Consider the following 18,606-nt stretch of genomic DNA (forward strand, 5'->3'; position numbering starts at 1 on the left):
AATTGAATCAATTCAAGTTAAGTAAGCAATTTAAAAAGCCTTGGGAAATAAAGCCATGCCGACGGTATAAAGTTTAGACAGTTCCCGCTGCTATCACGGCCAGATCAACTTTTTTAACTCCGGCAGCCAAGAGTGCATTGGCACAAGCGGCGAGTGTGGCCCCGGTGGTCATCACATCATCGACCAACAATACGTATTTGCCTTCTAGCTCTTTACCATCAAATTGAAAAACATCCTTAACATTTTCCCACCGTTCCATCCTGGATTTCTTAGTTTGTGTTTGAGTGAATTTGGTCCTTTGCAATCCCTCATGTACGGGCACTGCCAAAGCAGCAGAAATCCCCATGGCGAATTTGGCACTTTGGTTATATCCCCGCCTGCGCAACTTAGCTGGGTGCAGAGGCACAGCGATAATGAAATCCCAATTGACATCAAACTCAGCCTGAATCAGCTTCTGCCCATACAATTTTCCCAAAACCACTCCCAATTGTGGTTTATTCTTGTATTTGAGCTGGTGGAGAAGCTTTTGACTTAAGCCGTTTTTGGAAAATCTAAGGAAGGCAAGAACCCTATCCGCCTTGGTAAGACCAAGCAATTTGACTGTCAGGTCATTTTCTTTCGGCCGCAGGTGGTAAGAGGTGATGGGAAGGGAAGCTTCGCATTTTCGGCAAAGCTGAAATTCGAAAGCATACAGGCTTGTTTTACAGCCACAACAGGTATGGGGAAACACCAGGGCCAAAAAATCCTCCAAAAAATTGAAACGCATCATGAAAAAGGCTTGTTTGTTCTGAATGACAGGAAAATACCTGTTATATTTACCGGTTAATCTAAAAGTTAAGGAAATTAATGAATTTAAGAGAAGAATTCAATGCTTATAGAACCAAGATGAATGAAAAAATCTTGGCTGAGGACAACAAAGTCATCAAGCGTTTTTTCAATCTGGACACCAATGCCTATGCGGAAGGTGCCTTGGATGTAAAAACCAAGGAAATGCTAGGCCTTTCCAGTTCCATGGTGCTCAGATGTGATGACTGCATAAAGTATCATTTGGAAAAATGTTTTGACGCAGGAGTGACCAAAGCACAGGTATTTGAGGTCTTTTCGGTTTCCATGATCGTTGGCGGATCTATCGTGATCCCTCATTTGAGAAGGGCAGTTGAATTTTGGGAGGAGCTAGAAAACCAGACAAATGATTAAAAAGGATTATGACCTTGAAGTAAGGTGGGGCAAATTGCTAAACGGATTGAAAGATCTGATTGGGAAAAAGCCCGCCGATCTCAATGGAGTACTGTTTTTGATAGGAGTACAGGAATTGGGACAGGGTCTGAGAACCTTTTCCAAGGAGCAAAAACAGGATCTGATACATATAGGCATATGCAAGGTATTAAGCTTGGGCGGCTTTTATGAATTGGATTATATCGATCAAGACGGTTGGCCACATTGGAAATTGGTCAATAAATTGCCCCACTTTGACATATTGGATCAAGAAAAGTTGTTGAAGATCCACGTAATTGAATATTTTGAAATCGAATTTGATATAGAAATCAAATAATTAATTCACCACAAGAGAATGAAATTCGTATCCTATAATGTCAATGGCATTAGAGCAGCATTAAATAAAGGTTTTGCAGAGTGGCTTAAAGATACAGACGCCGACGTGATCGGTCTTCAAGAGGTAAAAGCCATGCCTGACCAAGTTGATATAAGTATTTTCGAAGACCTTGGATACCATGTTTTCTGGTATCCAGCTGTGAAAAAAGGATACAGTGGAGTGGCCATACTCAGTAAAGTGAAGCCAAATTTTGTGGAATATGGCATGGGTGTAAGCACTTATGATGATGAAGGAAGGATGATCAGAGCTGATTTTGATGATGTATCTTTCATTAGCGCATATTTTCCATCAGGAACCACAGGGGACATCAGGCAGGATTTCAAATACCAGTTTTTGGATGACATCTATGGATATAGCCAGGATTTGATCCAAAAAATACCTAACCTGATCTTTAGCGGGGATTATAATATTTGCCATAAGGCGATTGATATCCACAATCCAGTTAGCAACAAAAATTCGTCTGGGTTTTTACCAGAGGAGAGGGCATGGATGGACAAGTTTACCGAATCGGGCTTTGATGACAGTTTCAGGTTATTCAACCCTGACCCGCATAATTACACCTGGTGGAGCTACAGGGCCAATGCTCGGGCAAAGAATTTGGGATGGCGGATCGATTATCACATGACCACAAAATCCATTAAGGACCGGTTGAGAAAGGTAGAAATTTTGAGTGAAGCAAAACATAGCGACCACTGCCCAATTGTACTGGAAATCGAATAATTTGCGTGACTGAATTATACTAATAAAAGATTAAATAAAATATAAATCTGAACAGAAACTTAATGAAATCTATCAAAATTTCAATACCTTCTCTGATAGACAATATTAAAATTGTCGAAAGTTTCATAGATAATGCAAAGGAAAAATTCCATATCAACGATGACATATATGGAAACATTATGATTTCGGTCACAGAGTGTGTAAGCAATGCCATTATCCACGGCAATGGTAATGATCCCAAAAAAACGGTAAATCTGGAACTAAAATTCTTGGATAGCGAGTTGAAGTTCATCGTGGAAGATGAAGGCAATGGCTTTGACCAGAATGCATTGGTAGATCCGACCTCCCCCGAAAATATTGAAAAATACGGAGGAAGGGGAGTATTCATCATGAAGCACCTCAGTGATGAGGTAGCCTTCGAAGATGACGGACGTAAGACTATCCTGACATTTTACATGAGTTAATTGAAATGGCGATAAATTTCTTCAGTGAAGATATACCCTTTGATCTCAAACCAAAAAACAGCTACAAGAAGTGGCTGAGAGAAATTGCGGGCGAGGAGGGTTTTAAGATAGGTGAATTGAGCTATATATTCTGTTCAGACGAGTACTTGTATTCCATTAACCTGGAATACCTCAATCATGACACCTATACGGACATTATCACCTTTGACAACTCCGAAGATGAAGACATTATTGAAGGAGATATTTTCATCAGTATCGATAGAGTCAGGGACAATGCCAAAACCCAAGGGACAGATGAAACGGAAGAATTAAAAAGAGTGGTCAGTCACGGCTTGTTACACCTTATGGGATACAAGGACAAAACAGAGGAAGAGGAGAGATTAATGAGAGAAAAAGAAAACCAGGCTATTGGTAAATTCTAAACTGTTCCACGTGAAACAGTGTCTTCTCATCTTATCCTTATCATTTAACAACACAAGTGTTCCACGTGGAACACTGGGAGAATTTTCAATAATTAAATCAACGTTCCACGTGGAACATTATAATTACAGACGAGTATGTTTCCAGTATATGACGTAATAGTAGTAGGGGCAGGGCATGCGGGTTGTGAAGCCGCACATGCTGCTGCAAAGATGGGTTCCAAGGTTCTGCTTTGTACCATGAACATGAACACTATTGCGCAAATGTCCTGCAACCCGGCAATGGGCGGGGTGGCAAAAGGCCAGATAGTAAGGGAAATTGATGCCTTAGGCGGGATGTCGGGTATCATTTCGGATAAATCCATGATCCAGTTCAGGATGCTCAACCGCTCCAAAGGTCCGGCTATGTGGTCGCCCAGATCACAAAACGACCGGATGCGCTTTGCGGAAGAGTGGAGACTGGCACTGGAAGCTACGCAAAACTTAGATTTTTGGCAGGAAATGATCACAGGACTCGTAGTTAAAGACAAAAGGGTAGTAGGTGTGAGGACGGGAATGGGGCTAGATATTGAGGCAAGATCCGTGGTTTTGACAAATGGAACATTTCTAAATGGGATCATTCATATCGGAGAAAAGAAATTTGGAGGGGGAAGAACCGGTGAAGCTGCAGCAAAAGGCATCACTGAGCAACTTGTGGAACTGGGCTTCGAAGCGGGCAGAATGAAAACAGGCACGCCTCCAAGAGTAGATGGCAGAAGTTTGGACTATACCAAAATGGAAGTCCAACATGGAGATGAGTCTCCGGAAAAATTCTCCTATTCCAATGAAACCAAACCTTTGGAGAAACAACATACCTGTTGGATCACCTATACCAATAAAGAGGTACATGAAACACTGGAAACAGGATTCGATAGATCACCAATGTTCAATGGGAGAATACAGGGATTGGGTCCTAGATATTGTCCCTCTATAGAGGATAAAATCAACCGTTTCGCCGAAAGGGAACGCCACCAGATATTTGTAGAACCTGAAGGATGGAATACTGTGGAAATCTATGTGAATGGATTTTCAACTTCTCTTCCCGAAGACGTGCAATATAAAGCAATCAGGAAAATAGCGGGATTTGAAAACGCCAAGATGTTCAGACCTGGTTATGCCATAGAGTACGATTATTTTCCACCGACACAATTGAAGTTGACACTGGAGACGCAGCTGATCGAGAACCTATACTTTGCAGGACAAATCAACGGGACTACAGGATACGAAGAAGCGGCCTGTCAGGGACTAATCGCAGGAATAAATGCTCACAATAAAGTCAAAGAGGATGAACCATTCTTACTGAAGCGATCAGATGCCTATATATCAGTATTGATTGATGATTTGATCAATAAAGGCACTGAGGAACCTTATAGGATGTTTACATCCAGGGCTGAGTTCAGGTTGCTGCTTCGACAGGACAACGCAGATCTTAGACTCACGGAACTTGGCCATAAGATAGGGTTGGCGTCTGATGAGCGATTGGAAAATATGCTCGATAAAAAGAATGCTACTAAGCAGCTTATAAAAGAACTGAAGGAAAGAAAGCTTTCCCCCGAAGTGATCAATGAGGGATTGGAAAAGCAACAGACGGCTACTATCAAGGAAAAGGCTACCATTGAAAAGCTGATCAAAAGACCTCAATTGGGATTGGATCAATTAAAAGGAATGGATGCTGATTTCGATGCGTTTCTGGATTCCTACGATAAGGAAGTATTGGAACAAGCGGAGATCCAGATTAAATACGACAGCTACCTGGAAAAAGAGCAGGCCATGGTAGATAAATTGAACAGCATGGAGAATTTCAGGATACCAGATAGTTTTGATTATTTATCCATTCCAGCCCTTTCCGCTGAGGCAAAGCAAAAGCTTAATAAAATCAGACCTGAAACAATGGGACAGGCTTCAAGAATCAGCGGTGTGTCGCCTGCTGACATGTCTATATTAACTGTATATCTTGGAAGATAAACGTATGTACGAAAGATTGACCAAATGCCCGCTTTGCAAAAGTGGGCATTTTAATAATACCTTAATCGTAAAGGATCACAGCGTATCTCAAGAGTCATTTACAATATGTAAATGCAAAAAATGTGAGCTGCTTTTTACCAATCCCCGACCGGACGTAAAAAGTATACAGAAGTATTACGAATCTGAGGATTACATTTCACATAACGATTCAGCTACCAATATCACCAATCTGATCTATAAATTGGTTCGCTCCTATACTTTAAGGCAAAAAGTATCCTGGATCAACAGGTTTTCGAATAAGAAGGGGAGAGTCCTCGATTTCGGTTGCGGTACAGGATATTTTCTTAACAAGGCTAAAGAAGATGGATGGGAGACTATAGGATTAGAGCCAAATCCAACAGCAGCCAAAATTGCCAAAGATAGAAATGGTCTGACTGTTTACTCGGATCGGGAAGACCTACAAATAGAGAAGAAATTCGATGTTATTACGTTATTCCACGTATTGGAGCATGTACATGATCTGCAGGAAACCATGGAGGTTCTTTTGGACAAATTGAAGAAGCGGGGAGTGCTCCTGCTGGCCGTCCCAAATTACTCCTCATGGGACAGCAAGGAATACGGTGAAAATTGGGCGGCATTGGATGTGCCTCGCCACTTGTACCATTTCACACAAGGGACCATGACATCTTTGGCAGAAACCTTCAATCTAAAAATAAAAGAGACCATCCCTATGAAATTCGATAGTTTTTATGTCTCACTTTTATCAGAGAGTCATAAAAATCAAAAGAAAAATTTTATAAATGCATTAAGGAATGGATTTAAATCCAACAATTATGCAAAAAAGAACAACCAGAATTATTCTAGCTTGCTATATATTTTGAAGAAAAAATGAAAGTAAATAACCTGCTGTTATTATTTATAGCAATTCTTGCCCTGCTTGCCTGCGCAAGGGAAAGCGCCCCAATGGGAGGCCCAAAGGATGAAGAGCCTCCCAAGCTACTCAAATCCGATCCAGCTTATGAATCCTTAAATGTAAGACCTGAAGAGATTAATTTGGAGTTTAGCGAGTTTATCAAGGTAGAAAATCCAAACAAGCAGATCATCATCACCCCTAGGATCAATACCCAGGAAATGGAAGTGGTGGCCCTTAGAAACCGAGTGAGGATAAAACTTAATCAGGAACTGGAGGACAGTACTACTTATGTTTTCAACTTTCAACAAAGCATTAAGGATATTACCGAAAACAATCCAGCAGAAAATCTTAAACTGGTTTTCTCGACAGGTAATGAAATCGACAGCTTGAAATTTTCAGGAAGGGTAAGATTTGTATTTCCACAAAAGGAAAAGGTTATCAAGGATGTGCTGGTCGGCTTGTATGACATAGCCGACACCACAGATTTATTCAATGATCCTCCATATTATATAGCCCAGGCTGATACAAGCGGAAGGTTTGAAATCACTAATATCAAAGCTGGAACCTATAGAGCAGTAGCCTGGCAGGATGAAAACAATACATTGAAAGTGGAGTCTAAAGTGGAACCTTATGCTTATTTCTCCGATTCTGTAGTGATTGATGAAAATATAGATGGCGCCCATTTCAACCTTTTCAGGGCTGATTTATCGGCATTTTCCATCAACCGTTCAAGCCCTACTGCAACCAATTATGACATTGTACTGAGCAAGGCACCGGCTGAAATCAATTTGGACCACCCAGATTTGAATGATAAGCTATTTTATAGGCTATCAGAAAGGACAATCAGACTTTACCATACTGAGATGCGGGAGGACAGCACAGAGGTCAGATTATCGCTCAAGGACACTGTGGGCTTCAGCATTGATACTGCGCTGTATGCAACCTTTGAAGAGAGTACGAGAAACAAGCAAAAGCTCGAACTAACGGTGGATAGCGGCAAAGGCTTTATACGCAATCTCACCGCACAGTTGGACTTCAACAAACCTGTGGTAAACATCAATTACGATTCTTTGATGGTTCGGTATGATACGGCGAGCTTTATACCTATTACGCGTGAAAACTTGAGTTTACTGGATAGCAGCAATTATACAAAGTACATTGTCAGGGTAGCCTTACCGGATACTTTGCCAGCTGGCACCTATACTTTATTTGCAGCAGATTCCACCTTCCAGGATGTGGAAGGGCTATGGAATGAAAATGAAGTAGAGGCCAATTATAGAAAAATCAAGTCTGATAACCTTTCGGATGAAATTTCAGGAGTAATCGAAAGTGATGAATTGCCAATCATTTTGCAACTGCTCAACAAGCGAAATGAGATTGTTTATACCACTTATCTGACAGAATCAAACAGGTTTAGAATAACCAATATAGAGGCTGGAGAATATAGATTACGGGCAATAATAGACAGGAACAGCAACCGCAGATGGGACCCTGGCAACTATAACGACCTCAGCCAACCCGAACCGGTCTACTATTATGTAAATCCGGCTAATGGAACCCGAGAATTCACTATTAGGCCCAATTGGTCTAATGTGGACCTTAATATTGCCGCTATTCCTGAAACAGGTTTAACACAAACGACTGATCAAGAGGAAGAAGGCATGGATTTTGAGATAGAAATACCGGAATTTATCATCCCGGAAGAACTATAGCAACCGCTGTCGATAACTTGCCTAGAAAGTGTGAATAAGTGTCGACAACTTATGGATAAAAGCAGAGTTATCCCCCAGTGATATTTTTCATTGGGGGATTTTTTTGAGGCCTATGGATAACCACAATATTCTGCACCTTAATCCACATTTTCCCCCACAGCTATTCATACACATTCAACTTTGGCGTATATTGTACACCATAATGGGCATAAGTCCATTGCTCATTGATCCTTAACAACTTACAAGTGGATAAAATGTGAATGAGACGTGAATAGCAAGGGGATAAATGATTATAAGCTTGTGGGAAAGTTTTTGCCAGTTAATTGTCCACAAATCCACACCTTAATAACTTTAATAGTTTTTATTTAATTAAATAAAATAGTATATATATAGAGAGGTGGATAACTGAAAAAGTGAACATGTTACAGGCTTCGGAGTTTTTTAGAAAATTATAAAGGCTCTTTAAATGCTCAATCAATGAAAAGGATTTTATGGCTGGTTTTTCTTGTGACGTTGGGCCATGACTTGGCGGCCCAAGAGTTTTTACATTTTACTGATTTTTACGTCTCGGGCGGATATCGCAACCAACCCTATAAAGCCTTAAATCAAAGATTGCAAAATGCCGGCTATCAAGATTTCGGAGAGCATGCCGGAATCGTAGGTATAGGTATCAATCATTTTAACAGCTCAAGGTGGGGTTTATTTGCTGAAAGCGAACTAACCCTTCATAAAAAGAGATCGTCCAATGACGAGGTTAATTATAGGTATTTACCGCTACATGTCACTGCCGGTGTGCAATATCGATTATTTCCAGAAAGAGGCTTTTCCCAATGGAATTTTTATCCCCGACTTGGGCTGTTTTACGGAACCACTTCATTGGATCTGTTAGCAAATAACCTTAATAGGGATTTTGATGATAATATTACTGGCGCCATGAATTCAAGCTTTCTTTATCAGAGAAATTATGGCTTGAATTTCAGTTTAAATGCGGATAAAATTATCGGCGCTTTTATAAAGCCAACCACCCAAGTTGGAATTTATAGCCGTTTTTCCCTTCAGGCGGGTTATATTTGGAATGTGCTAAACAGCAGGACAAAACTCAGAAGGAATTTCAATCCAGATATTCGGGATGATTTTGCCATTAGAAATTCACCCACATTTGATCCAAGTGCTTTTTACATCAAAGCCAATATTGGTTTGGGCAAATTTAAAAGGACCATTAAATCTGAAAAAGAAGCCGATTATTGATTATGCGCCAAGTTTTTTTCACTATTCTATTTTTGATTTTTCCTTGTTTGATTTTTGCCCAGGAGGAAGTGCCAGCTGATTTTCTTGAAAAATTGCATCAGGAAAAAAGTGAATCCCCTCCATCTTCAATGAACTTCTTTTTCTCAATGGGCTTGGAGAGTTTATTTTCTTTGCAGCAATTTTCCGAAAGATTGGAGAGTAATGGTTTGACTCCATTTCCTGATAGAAATTTTGTAAATGGCTTGGGATTTAATATTCAAAAAGAAAAATGGACTGTTTTTCAAGTGGATTTTGGATTTGCCAACAGTAATGATATTGGAGACGTAGAAGGGTTAAAGGAAAATGTTTTTTATTCCAACGCCAGAATAGGAGGGGCATACAATGTGCTTCCAGGCACGCATTTGTTTCGCTTGGAGCCTGGCTTAGGCCTTTTGTTTGCCAATGGACGCTATACTGTAAAGTCCACGGATGAATTGGGGAGTTTCGACGGTTTTTTGGGTCAAAGGAATTTTAATGAGTTGAGATTGAGCCAAAGCAGTGTTGGTTTGAATGTCAATGTCCTGATCAGCCCCAATCATTTCCATCCTGAGCCTACAAAAGGGGTGTTTGATTTCTTTTCCCTTGAAATTGGATCTAACTTGTTACTTCACCAATTTGGTATGCAGCCAAATCTTGCAGATCACCCTGACCTTAACCTGACCAGCGTGTATTTTAAAGCGCGGATAAATGTCATTAGTCAATGAAAAAAAATAAATATTTTTATAAGAAACTTAATTCTGTATTTTCAGTTTTTTAAGTATTTATTTTTATTTGAAAGCCCTTTTTTACTATATTTTAAAATATAATCAGGAATAAGTGGTTGTTTACCTCTTTTAATTATTGAAAGCAGTTGAAATTTTTGAATAAATAGTATGCATGCATACTTTATTTTTCTTAACTTAGGTAATTCTTAAACCCGCTAGAGCATAAAGCATAATGAAGAGAGAAGAAACAGTGGATTATCATATCAAATCTGCCTGGCACGCCATCAATCGGATGTATAACCAGCGGGCTGTGCAGGATGATTTTACAACATCCATTGGATTTGTTTTGATAAACATCAATTCCAAAGAAGGGACGCCGGCCACCAAGATCGCCCCGCTGATGGGGCTGGAGGCAAGAAGCCTTACCCGGATGCTCAAAACGATGGAGGAGAAAGGGCTGATCATCCGCAGGCCTGATCTGCAGGACAAAAGGTCGGTTAGGATATTTTTGACTCCAGAAGGAAAGAAGAAAAAAGAGATCAGCGTCAAAACGATCAAAGAATTTAACGAGGAGGTCCAAAAGGCCGTGGGAAAAGAAGAACTGGACAGGTTTTTCAAGGTATTTGACAAGATCAACCAAGTAGTAGAAAAAATACAGTCGTCAACTATAAACCCTCAAACAACGATTGAAATTAGGGATTAGATTATTAGACCTTTTTTCAGAAATCACTAAAACAATATGAAACGAACAATTAAAAAAATCGCCATTTTAGGTTCCGGTGTCATGGGATCCAGGATAGCCAGCCATTTTGCCAATATCGGCGTGGAAGTGTTACTTTTGGATATCGTATCCAGGGAGCTTAATGAAGATGAACAAAAGAAAGGCCTTTCCTTGGAAGACAAGCAGGTCCGGAACCGTATTGTAAATGATGCCCTTCAAACGGCGTTAAAATCCAAGCCATCGCCAATTTACAACAAGGATTTTGCTAGCCGGATCACAACCGGGAATTTTGACGATGATCTCCCCAAGATCAAAGATTATGACTGGGTAATGGAAGTGGTAGTGGAAAGGCTGGATATAAAACAGTCGCTTTTCGAAAAGGTAGAGCTGCACCGCAAACCTGGTACGCTAATTACCTCGAATACCTCGGGAATTCCAATGCACATGATGTGTGAGGGAAGAAGCGAGGACTTTAAGAAAAACTTTGCAGGGACTCACTTTTTCAACCCTCCGCGTTACCTGCGCTTATTGGAAATCATTCCTGCACCAGAAACCGATCCGACCATCATTGACTTCTTGATGGATTATGGTGATAGGTATTTGGGCAAGGAAACTGTGCTTTGTAAGGATACTCCAGCCTTTATTGCCAATAGAATTGGTGTATATGCCATTATCAGTGGCATGCATACTGTCGAAAAAATGGGCATGGGCGTATCTGAAGTAGATAAACTCACTGGAACGGTGATAGGTCGGGCCAAATCCGCGACTTTCAGAACCATGGACGTAGTTGGTTTGGACACCACCGTGAATGTGGCCAACAACCTTTACAAAACTCTTGAGCACGATGAATCAAGGGAGAAGTTTAAACTGCCCAAAATCATGGAAGTACTCTATGAGAAAAAATGGTGGGGAGACAAGACGGGCAAGGGTTATTTCAACATGATCCGTCATAAGGATGGCTCCAAGGAGCTGAAGGAAATCGATTTTGAAACTTTTGAATACAAAGATGTAGAAAAGCCGAAGTTCAAGGCGCTGGAAGGCTCGAAGGAGATTGACGATCTGAAAAAGAGGATCAAATTCTTGGTAAACTTTGACGATAGGGCCGGGGAGTTTTACAGAGCGACTTTTTATGATCTTTTCCGCTATTGCAGCAACAGAATTCCTGAGATCGCTGACGAATTGTACAGAATTGACCAGGCGGTGACGGCAGGGTTTGGCTGGGAGTATGGACCATTTGAAAATTGGGACATCCTTGGCGTTAAAGAAACCGTGGCCAAGATGAAGGAAGCTGGCGAGACACCTGCCGATTGGGTGGACGAAATGCTTGCTGCGGGCCACGAGTCTTTCTACAAAGTAGAAAACGGTGTGAAGAAATACTACGACATCCCGAGCAAGTCTTACAAAGCCGTACCTGGAATGGATGAATTCATCCTCTTGGATACCCTCAAATCGGCCAATAAGAAACTTTGGGGCAATGCCGGATCGACCATATATGACATGGGTGACGATGTGATTGGCCTGGAGTTCCACACAAAGATGAACTCTCTGGGTGCCGAAGTGATAGAAGGTATCAACACGGCAATTTCAATGGCCGAAAAGCAATACAAAGGTCTGGTGATCGGAAACGAAGGACCAAATTTCTCGGCAGGTGCTAACTTAGCCATGCTGTTCATGTTTGCCGGCGACCAGGATTTTGATGAGATCAACCTGATGATTGCCCAGTTCCAAAACACCATGATGCGCGCCAGATATTCATCTGTGCCGGTAGTGGTAGCTCCGCACAACATGGGCTTGGGTGGCGGTTGCGAGCTTTCCCTTCATGCGGATGCCGTACAGGCGCATGCTGAACTTTACATGGGATTAGTCGAAGTGGGGGTAGGCTTGATTCCTGCAGGTGGCGGAACCAAGGAAATGACGCTAAGATTTTCAGAAAGCATCAAAGATGGGGATGTGGAACTCAACAGGCTTCAGGATACCTTCATGAATATTGCCATGGCAAAAGTGTCCACCTCTGCTGAGGAAGCAAGAGGTCTCGGATTTCTTCAAACCAAAGACAGTATCACTTTGAACAGGAAAAGGCTATTGGCCGATGCCAAGCAGAAAGTTTTGGCTTTGCACCATGCAGGTTATACCCAACCGGTTCAGAAAACCAATATAAGAGTGTTGGGAAAAACCTCCTTAGCCTTGTTTGAGGCTGGTATTACGGGCATGAGATACGGAAAATATATCTCGGAGCACGATGCAAAAATTGCCCGCAAACTGGCCTATGTGATGAGTGGTGGGGACCTTTCGCAGCCAACTGAGGTAAGCGAACGCTATCTGTTGGATTTGGAAAGGGAAGCCTTTTTGAGCCTGACGGGTGAAAAGAAAACTCTGGAGAGAATCCATAGCATCTTGTTCAAGGGCAAACCACTTAGAAATTAATTGAAAAGCTATCAAGACTAGAAAATTGATACGATTTAATTAAAAAACAATCACTTATAATCAGAAATAATGGAAGCATATATTGTAAATGGATATAGATCGGCCGTAGGAAAGGCCAAAAAAGGAGGTTTTAGGTTTTATAGACCTGATGACCTCGCAGCGGATGTAATCACACATTTAGTCAGTGAGATTCCGGGATTGGACCCAAAAAGGGTAGATGACCTTATCGTAGGAAACGCCATTCCTGAGGCTGAGCAGGGCATGCAGATGGGAAGAATGATCTCCCTATTGGCTCTGCCTCAGGAGGTACCAGGATTTATTATCAACCGTTATTGCGGGTCAGGATTAGAAGCTATAGCCTTGGCCACTGCCAAAATCAAATCCGGAATGGCGGATTGTATCATTGCTGGCGGGACAGAATCCATGTCCCTGTTGCCAATGATGGGATACAAGACTGCTTTGAACTGGAAAATTGCTTCCCAGAACCCGGATTATTACCTAAGCATGGGTTTGACAGCTGAGGAACTTGCCAAGGATTATGACATCACGCGTGAGGATTCGGATCAGTTTTCGGTCAAATCCCACGAAAAGGCCCTAGCCGCTATTGAGAGCGGTAAATTCAAAGATGAAATCGTGCCTGTGGAAGTTGAGGAAACTTACGTGGATGAAAAAGGCAAACGTAAAACTCGCAAATTTACCGTAGATACTGATGAGGGACCTAGGAAGGGTACGAGCATGGACGTACTGAGCAATCTGAAGCCCGCTTTCAAACAAGGGGGCCAAGTGACGGCAGGGAACAGCTCCCAGACTTCAGACGGGGCTGCCTTTGTAATGGTGATGTCGGAGAGAATGGTGAAAGAACTGAATTTAGAGCCAGTGGCCAGACTTGTTTCTTATAGCGTGGCCGGTGTTGAGCCTAGAATCATGGGTATAGGTCCTAAGGAGGCTGTTCCAAAAGCTTTGAAGCAAGCTGGTATCACCATGAATGATATCAACTTGGTAGAGCTAAATGAGGCTTTTGCCGCTCAGGCATTGGCAGTGATCAAATCGCTGGACATGAATCCGGATATCGTAAATGTGAATGGTGGCGCTGTGGCCTTGGGCCACCCACTGGGATGCACAGGAGCGAAACTTTCTGTGCAGATCATTAACGAGCTCCGCCGCCGAAATGGCAAATACGGCTTGGTAACTGCCTGTGTGGGCGGTGGACAAGGTGTTGCCGGTGTTATTGAATTGTTGAAATAAAAATTGAACTATATTATCATGGAAACCATAAAAAAATCTATTAATGGAGGAGAGTTCTTGGTTAAGGACACACCTGCACAGGACATTTTTATACCAGAGGAATTTACCGAAGAGCAAAGGATGATGGCTCAGGCCTGTCAGGATTTTATCGAAACGGAGATTACTCCAAAGGCCGAAGAAATCGACAGCATGAAGGATCCTGAGCTTGTTCCTAGTATTTTTAGAAAAGCCGGAGAACTTGGACTTTTGGGTATTTCGGTACCTGAGGAGTTTGGAGGTATGGGAATGAGTTTTAACACCTCCATGTTGATTGCTGATATCATAGGTGCGGCGGGATCGTTTTCCACCACTTATGGAGCACATACCGGTATCGGTACCTTGCCGATACTGTACTACGGTACGGAGGAGCAAAAGCAGAAGTATCTGCCAAAATTGGCAAGTGGGGAATGGGCTGCGTGCTATTGCTTGACAGAACCAGATGCTGGATCAGATGCCAACAGCGGTAAAACCAAAGCGGACCTGACCGGAGACGGAAAGCATTACTTGCTGAACGGACAAAAGATGTGGATTTCCAATGCAGGATTTGCGGATATATTCATTGTGTTTGCCAAGATTGAGGACGATAAAAACCTGACCGCATTTATTGTGGAAAAGGATTTTGGAGGCATCACTATGAATGAGGAAGAGAAAAAGATGGGTATCAAGGGATCTTCCACCCGTCAGGTTTTCTTCAATGATTGCAAAGTACCGGTTGAGAATATGCTTTCCGAAAGAGGTAATGGCTTTAAGATCGCCGTGAACATTCTTAACATCGGTAGGGTAAAACTTGGAGCAGGTGTGTTAGGCGGTTGTAGAACTGTTATTTCCCAATCCATTAAATATTCCACTGAGCGTAAGCAATTTGGTACCTCTATCAATACGTTTGGAGCCATAAAGCATAAATTGGCAGAAATGGCGGTGAGAACATACGCCAGTGAATCGCTTTCTTACAGAGTTGGACAGGATATAGAGGATAGAATTAGCTCTTTGATCTCAGAAGGCATGGAAGATAGCCAGGCTAAGCTGAAAGGTGTGGAGCAATTTGCAATCGAATGCGCCATCTCGAAGGTTCATGGATCTGAGGTGTTGGATTATGTGGTGGACCAAGGTGTACAGGTGTACGGTGGCATGGGCTATTCGGCGGATGCTCCCATGGAAAGAGCCTACCGTGATGCTAGAATCTCAAGAATCTATGAAGGTACCAATGAGATCAACCGTATGCTAATGGTGGGTATGGTTCTTAAAAGGGCCATGAAAGGCGAGGTTAATATTTACGAGCCGGCAATGGCTGTAAGTAAAGAGTTGACCTCTGTACCATCATTTGACAGAGTGGATACTTCCGAGCTTTTTGCGGCAGAGAAAGAAGTATTGAAAAAACTGAAAAAAGTTTTTCTTATGGTTGGCGGAAAAGCTGCCATGGTGCTTCAGGATAAGATCGAGACGGAACAGGAGATCATGATGAATCTTGCGGATGTGATGATTGAAATTTACGCTGTAGAATCCACCATTTTGAGAACCGAGAAATTGGTAAGCCAAAAAGGTGAGGAAAACTGCAAACATCAAATCGCCATGACAAAGGTATATATGTCGCAGGCAGCCGATAAAATTAACGCAGCAGCCAAGGAGGCAATCGGTTCCTTTACTTCAGGTGATGAACAGAAAGTAATGCTCATGGGACTGAAGCGATTTACCAAGATGGATCTGGTGGATACCAAAACCCTGCGGAGGGAAATTGCTGATTATATGATTGAAAAAGGGAAATATCCTTTCTCTTAAAAGTAAATAAAAGCCCTCAAAATGAGGGCTTTTATTTTTTACCTCATTAAATACCCAATAAGTATCGATAAAAGATTCCTTCTAGGTGATACTTACTCTACATTTACAAATAAGTGCCGTTTATTTCTTTTTTATGAATCTTATTATATAACTTTAAGGTTCAATATAAATTCCCAGATATATGATAAATCTAAATAATTGTGATAAAGAGCCAATTCACCTTCTTGGCAAGTTACAGCGTAACGGGCATCTGATAGCAGTGGAGGTGGATTCTCTTAAAGTCGCATTTGTGAGTGAGGGCTTAGATGAGTCTCTCAACATGTCTGTGGAGGAAATTTTTAAAATGGATATTGGTAACACCTTTGGGCCGTGGTTTCTCGATGAAGTGAAGAAGTACGCAACCACGTCCAAGAATTATCAAATTGTAAAAGACCTGATTATAAAAGGGAACTCTTTCTTTAAAGCAATTCTATCCAAATCCAACGGATACCTCTTGATTGAACTGGAAGATGTCACCAATCTTCAAAAATACAATGCCTATGCTAATGAAGGCCTGAGTTTCATTGACGAAGCCAGTCAGGTCTTTGAAAATATCAATGATGAAACCAAATTGGCGATCAATGCCGCCTCTCTTTTGAGAACCTATACCGGTTATGATAGAGTGATGGTTTACAAATTCAATGATAATGGTGACGGAAAGGTCATTGCCGAGGATAAAAAATTTGGCCTTGAACCTTTTTTGGGGCTTCATTATCCCGCTAGTGACATTCCAAAGCAGGCAAGATTGCTCTATTTGAAAAACAAAGTGCGTGCGATCTATGATGTGGAGGATGAAGGAAAGGACATTTTTAGCCTAGATGGGTCCCATGCAGAAGAAAGGCTGGATCTTAGTTATTCGGTGTTCCGTAGTGTGAGTCCAATTCACCTTCAATATTTGAACAACATGGGAGTAAAGTCCACCCATGGGGTTTCACTTATTATCAATAAAAAGCTGTGGGGTATGCTACTTTGCCACGACCATACCAAATCAAAATTTTTATCGATTGAGCAGCGCTTGACTACCCAATTCTTTGGGGACTTGATGTCCAACAGGATAGCCTTAATTAATTCCAACAAAAAGAATGAGGAGTTCGAAAAGCTAAATACCATCGTAAATTCACTGAAGTTTACCACCCATGATGATCTTGGGGTGGCTATCCAAACGCATTGGCAGGAAATAGGCGATTTGATCAAATGTGACGGTTATTTTCTCCAGTCACCGCTTGGCACCTATCAGTCAGGTGAGCAAATCAGTGAAAAGCAGATTGAAGTGCTGGACTCAGCCATGGAATATAACCAAGATCTGGTGTACACCAGTAATTCCCTTTCAAACGAGGGTATGAACAATACAGAGGGTTTGTTTCCTTATTCTGGATTTTTGAGGCTCACAATTAGCGAGGAGAATAAAGAATTTGTATACCTTTTTCGAAAGGAGAAGAAAAAGAAAATAAATTGGGCGGGCAACCCCAATAAGCCAGTACTGGTAGAGGAAAATGGGCAAGAAGGCCTTACCCCCCGCAAATCGTTTTCCAAATGGGAACAGCTGGTAGAAGGGCAATCCGAAGACTGGAGTGCGCAGGATGTAGAATATGCCAATATCCTTAGGGATGCCTTTATCACTTTTGAGATAGAACACCTCAAGCAGGTTTATTCCACTGGCACTGAAGTGGAAGAAGCCACAGAGCACTACAGAAACCTTCTATTTGAGCGGAATAAGGAGCTGAACAGGCTCAATTCATTGCTTAAAAAGGAACTGGAGGAGAAAACGAAATCACAGAACAACCTTCGAATTGCCAAGGAAGCCGCTGAGCAAATGAACAAAATGCAGACGGAATTTCCATCCACCTTGAGCCACGAAATGCGGACACCTCTAAATGGAATCATGGGGCTATCGCTGATGATTCAGGAGAAATCTGTTTCCCCGGAACTGAAGGAATTTGCCAGCATGCAAATTGAGACGACCAAAAGGATGACCAAAACCTTGAATAGGGTTTTGGAACTGGCAAAAATTCAAAGCGATGGAACTAAACCTATCCTGGATGCATTTGATTTAAATAATTTTCTCAACGAGACTGTGAAGCCCCTAAAAGAGACGGCATCAAAAAAGAGGCAAAAGCTCCTTTTGATCAACCATGAGGAGGAAATGCACATAATATCCGATCAGATCTTGCTGGAACAAATTATTTCTAATTTGATAACCAATGCGATAAAGTTTACACCCGAGAAGGGAGTGATACAATTAAATATCAAATTGGTTAGTAAAAATTTGAAAGAAATTTTAGAAATTGCGGTTGAAGATAACGGTATAGGAATTTGGGAAGAAAATTTAGAAAGAATCTTCGAACCATTCTTTAAAGAGGGAGAAATTACCAAACATTCGGATAACAGTTCTGGTTTAGGTTTGTTCTTGGTAAAGAAATACTCCGAATATCTCAACGGAAAAATCCGCGTGGAAAGCGAAAAAGGGGTAGGGAGCATGTTTCTTGTTCAGATACCAGTCGTCAAAGCTTAAAAAAGGTTTTAATCA

General features: G+C 41.6%; 16 protein-coding genes. 15 read left to right on the forward strand and 1 reads right to left on the reverse strand.

Going from position 1 to position 18,606, the window contains the following annotated elements; all coding sequences use genetic code 11:
- Positions 1-73: 73 nt before the first annotated feature.
- Entirely contained in the window at positions 74-769 is a 696-nt protein-coding gene (locus KIH41_RS14395; RefSeq protein WP_317194957.1) for a ComF family protein, read from the reverse strand.
- Between the two features lie 77 nt (positions 770-846).
- On the opposite strand from KIH41_RS14395, the gene KIH41_RS14400 reads away from it, so the two are divergent.
- From KIH41_RS14400 to KIH41_RS14470, 15 genes are all read left to right on the forward strand, one after another.
- Positions 847-1,197 carry a carboxymuconolactone decarboxylase family protein gene (locus KIH41_RS14400; RefSeq protein WP_213944294.1) on the forward strand — a complete coding sequence of 117 codons (351 nt, stop codon included), beginning with the start codon at positions 847-849 and terminating at the stop codon, positions 1,195-1,197.
- Entirely contained in the window at positions 1,190-1,552 is a 363-nt protein-coding gene (locus KIH41_RS14405) for a hypothetical protein (protein ID WP_213944293.1), read from the forward strand. Before KIH41_RS14400 ends, KIH41_RS14405 begins: the two co-directional genes overlap by 8 nt.
- Positions 1,553-1,570: 18 nt before the next feature.
- Positions 1,571-2,332, forward strand: coding sequence for an exodeoxyribonuclease III (locus KIH41_RS14410; RefSeq protein WP_213944292.1), 762 nt, complete (start codon positions 1,571-1,573; stop codon positions 2,330-2,332).
- A 62-nt stretch (positions 2,333-2,394) separates the two neighbouring features.
- A complete protein-coding gene (locus KIH41_RS14415; RefSeq protein ID WP_213944291.1) occupies positions 2,395-2,796 on the forward strand; it encodes an ATP-binding protein in 402 nt (133 codons plus the stop codon).
- A 5-nt stretch (positions 2,797-2,801) separates the two neighbouring features.
- A complete protein-coding gene (gene ybeY / locus KIH41_RS14420) occupies positions 2,802-3,218 on the forward strand; it encodes an rRNA maturation RNase YbeY (protein ID WP_214162831.1) in 417 nt (138 codons plus the stop codon).
- Between the two features lie 135 nt (positions 3,219-3,353).
- On the forward strand, positions 3,354-5,219 hold the full coding sequence (mnmG, locus tag KIH41_RS14425; protein ID WP_214162832.1) for a tRNA uridine-5-carboxymethylaminomethyl(34) synthesis enzyme MnmG: 1,866 nt from the start codon (positions 3,354-3,356) through the stop codon (positions 5,217-5,219).
- Positions 5,209-6,111, forward strand: coding sequence for a class I SAM-dependent methyltransferase (locus KIH41_RS14430; protein ID WP_317194958.1), 903 nt, complete (start codon positions 5,209-5,211; stop codon positions 6,109-6,111). The genes mnmG and KIH41_RS14430 overlap by 11 nt, the downstream gene beginning before the upstream one ends.
- Entirely contained in the window at positions 6,108-7,844 is a 1,737-nt protein-coding gene (locus KIH41_RS14435; RefSeq protein WP_214162833.1) for an Ig-like domain-containing protein, read from the forward strand. Before KIH41_RS14430 ends, KIH41_RS14435 begins: the two co-directional genes overlap by 4 nt.
- 477 nt (positions 7,845-8,321) lie before the next feature.
- Positions 8,322-9,092 (forward strand): hypothetical protein, encoded by a 771-nt coding sequence (locus tag KIH41_RS14440; RefSeq protein WP_213944287.1) that lies wholly within the window; start codon positions 8,322-8,324, stop codon positions 9,090-9,092.
- A gap of 32 nt (positions 9,093-9,124) precedes the next feature.
- Positions 9,125-9,835: a hypothetical protein gene (locus tag KIH41_RS14445; protein ID WP_214162834.1), complete on the forward strand. Its 711-nt coding sequence runs from the start codon at positions 9,125-9,127 to the stop codon at positions 9,833-9,835.
- A gap of 232 nt (positions 9,836-10,067) precedes the next feature.
- Complete coding sequence (locus KIH41_RS14450) at positions 10,068-10,538, forward strand: MarR family winged helix-turn-helix transcriptional regulator (RefSeq protein ID WP_213944285.1); 471 nt, start codon at positions 10,068-10,070, stop codon at positions 10,536-10,538.
- A 36-nt stretch (positions 10,539-10,574) separates the two neighbouring features.
- The gene (locus tag KIH41_RS14455) at positions 10,575-12,980 is read left to right on the forward strand and encodes a 3-hydroxyacyl-CoA dehydrogenase/enoyl-CoA hydratase family protein (RefSeq protein ID WP_214162835.1); all 2,406 of its coding nucleotides are present in this window, start codon (positions 10,575-10,577) and stop codon (positions 12,978-12,980) included.
- A 69-nt stretch (positions 12,981-13,049) separates the two neighbouring features.
- The gene (locus tag KIH41_RS14460) at positions 13,050-14,225 is read left to right on the forward strand and encodes a thiolase family protein (protein WP_213944283.1); all 1,176 of its coding nucleotides are present in this window, start codon (positions 13,050-13,052) and stop codon (positions 14,223-14,225) included.
- Between the two features lie 18 nt (positions 14,226-14,243).
- Positions 14,244-16,040 (forward strand): acyl-CoA dehydrogenase family protein, encoded by a 1,797-nt coding sequence (locus KIH41_RS14465; RefSeq protein ID WP_214162836.1) that lies wholly within the window; start codon positions 14,244-14,246, stop codon positions 16,038-16,040.
- Between the two features lie 181 nt (positions 16,041-16,221).
- On the forward strand, positions 16,222-18,591 hold the full coding sequence (locus KIH41_RS14470) for an ATP-binding protein (protein ID WP_214162837.1): 2,370 nt from the start codon (positions 16,222-16,224) through the stop codon (positions 18,589-18,591).
- The last annotated feature ends 15 nt before the right edge of the window (positions 18,592-18,606 follow it).

The organism is Litoribacter ruber, assembly GCF_018500185.1.
GTDB lineage: Bacteria > Bacteroidota > Bacteroidia > Cytophagales > Cyclobacteriaceae > Litoribacter > Litoribacter ruber.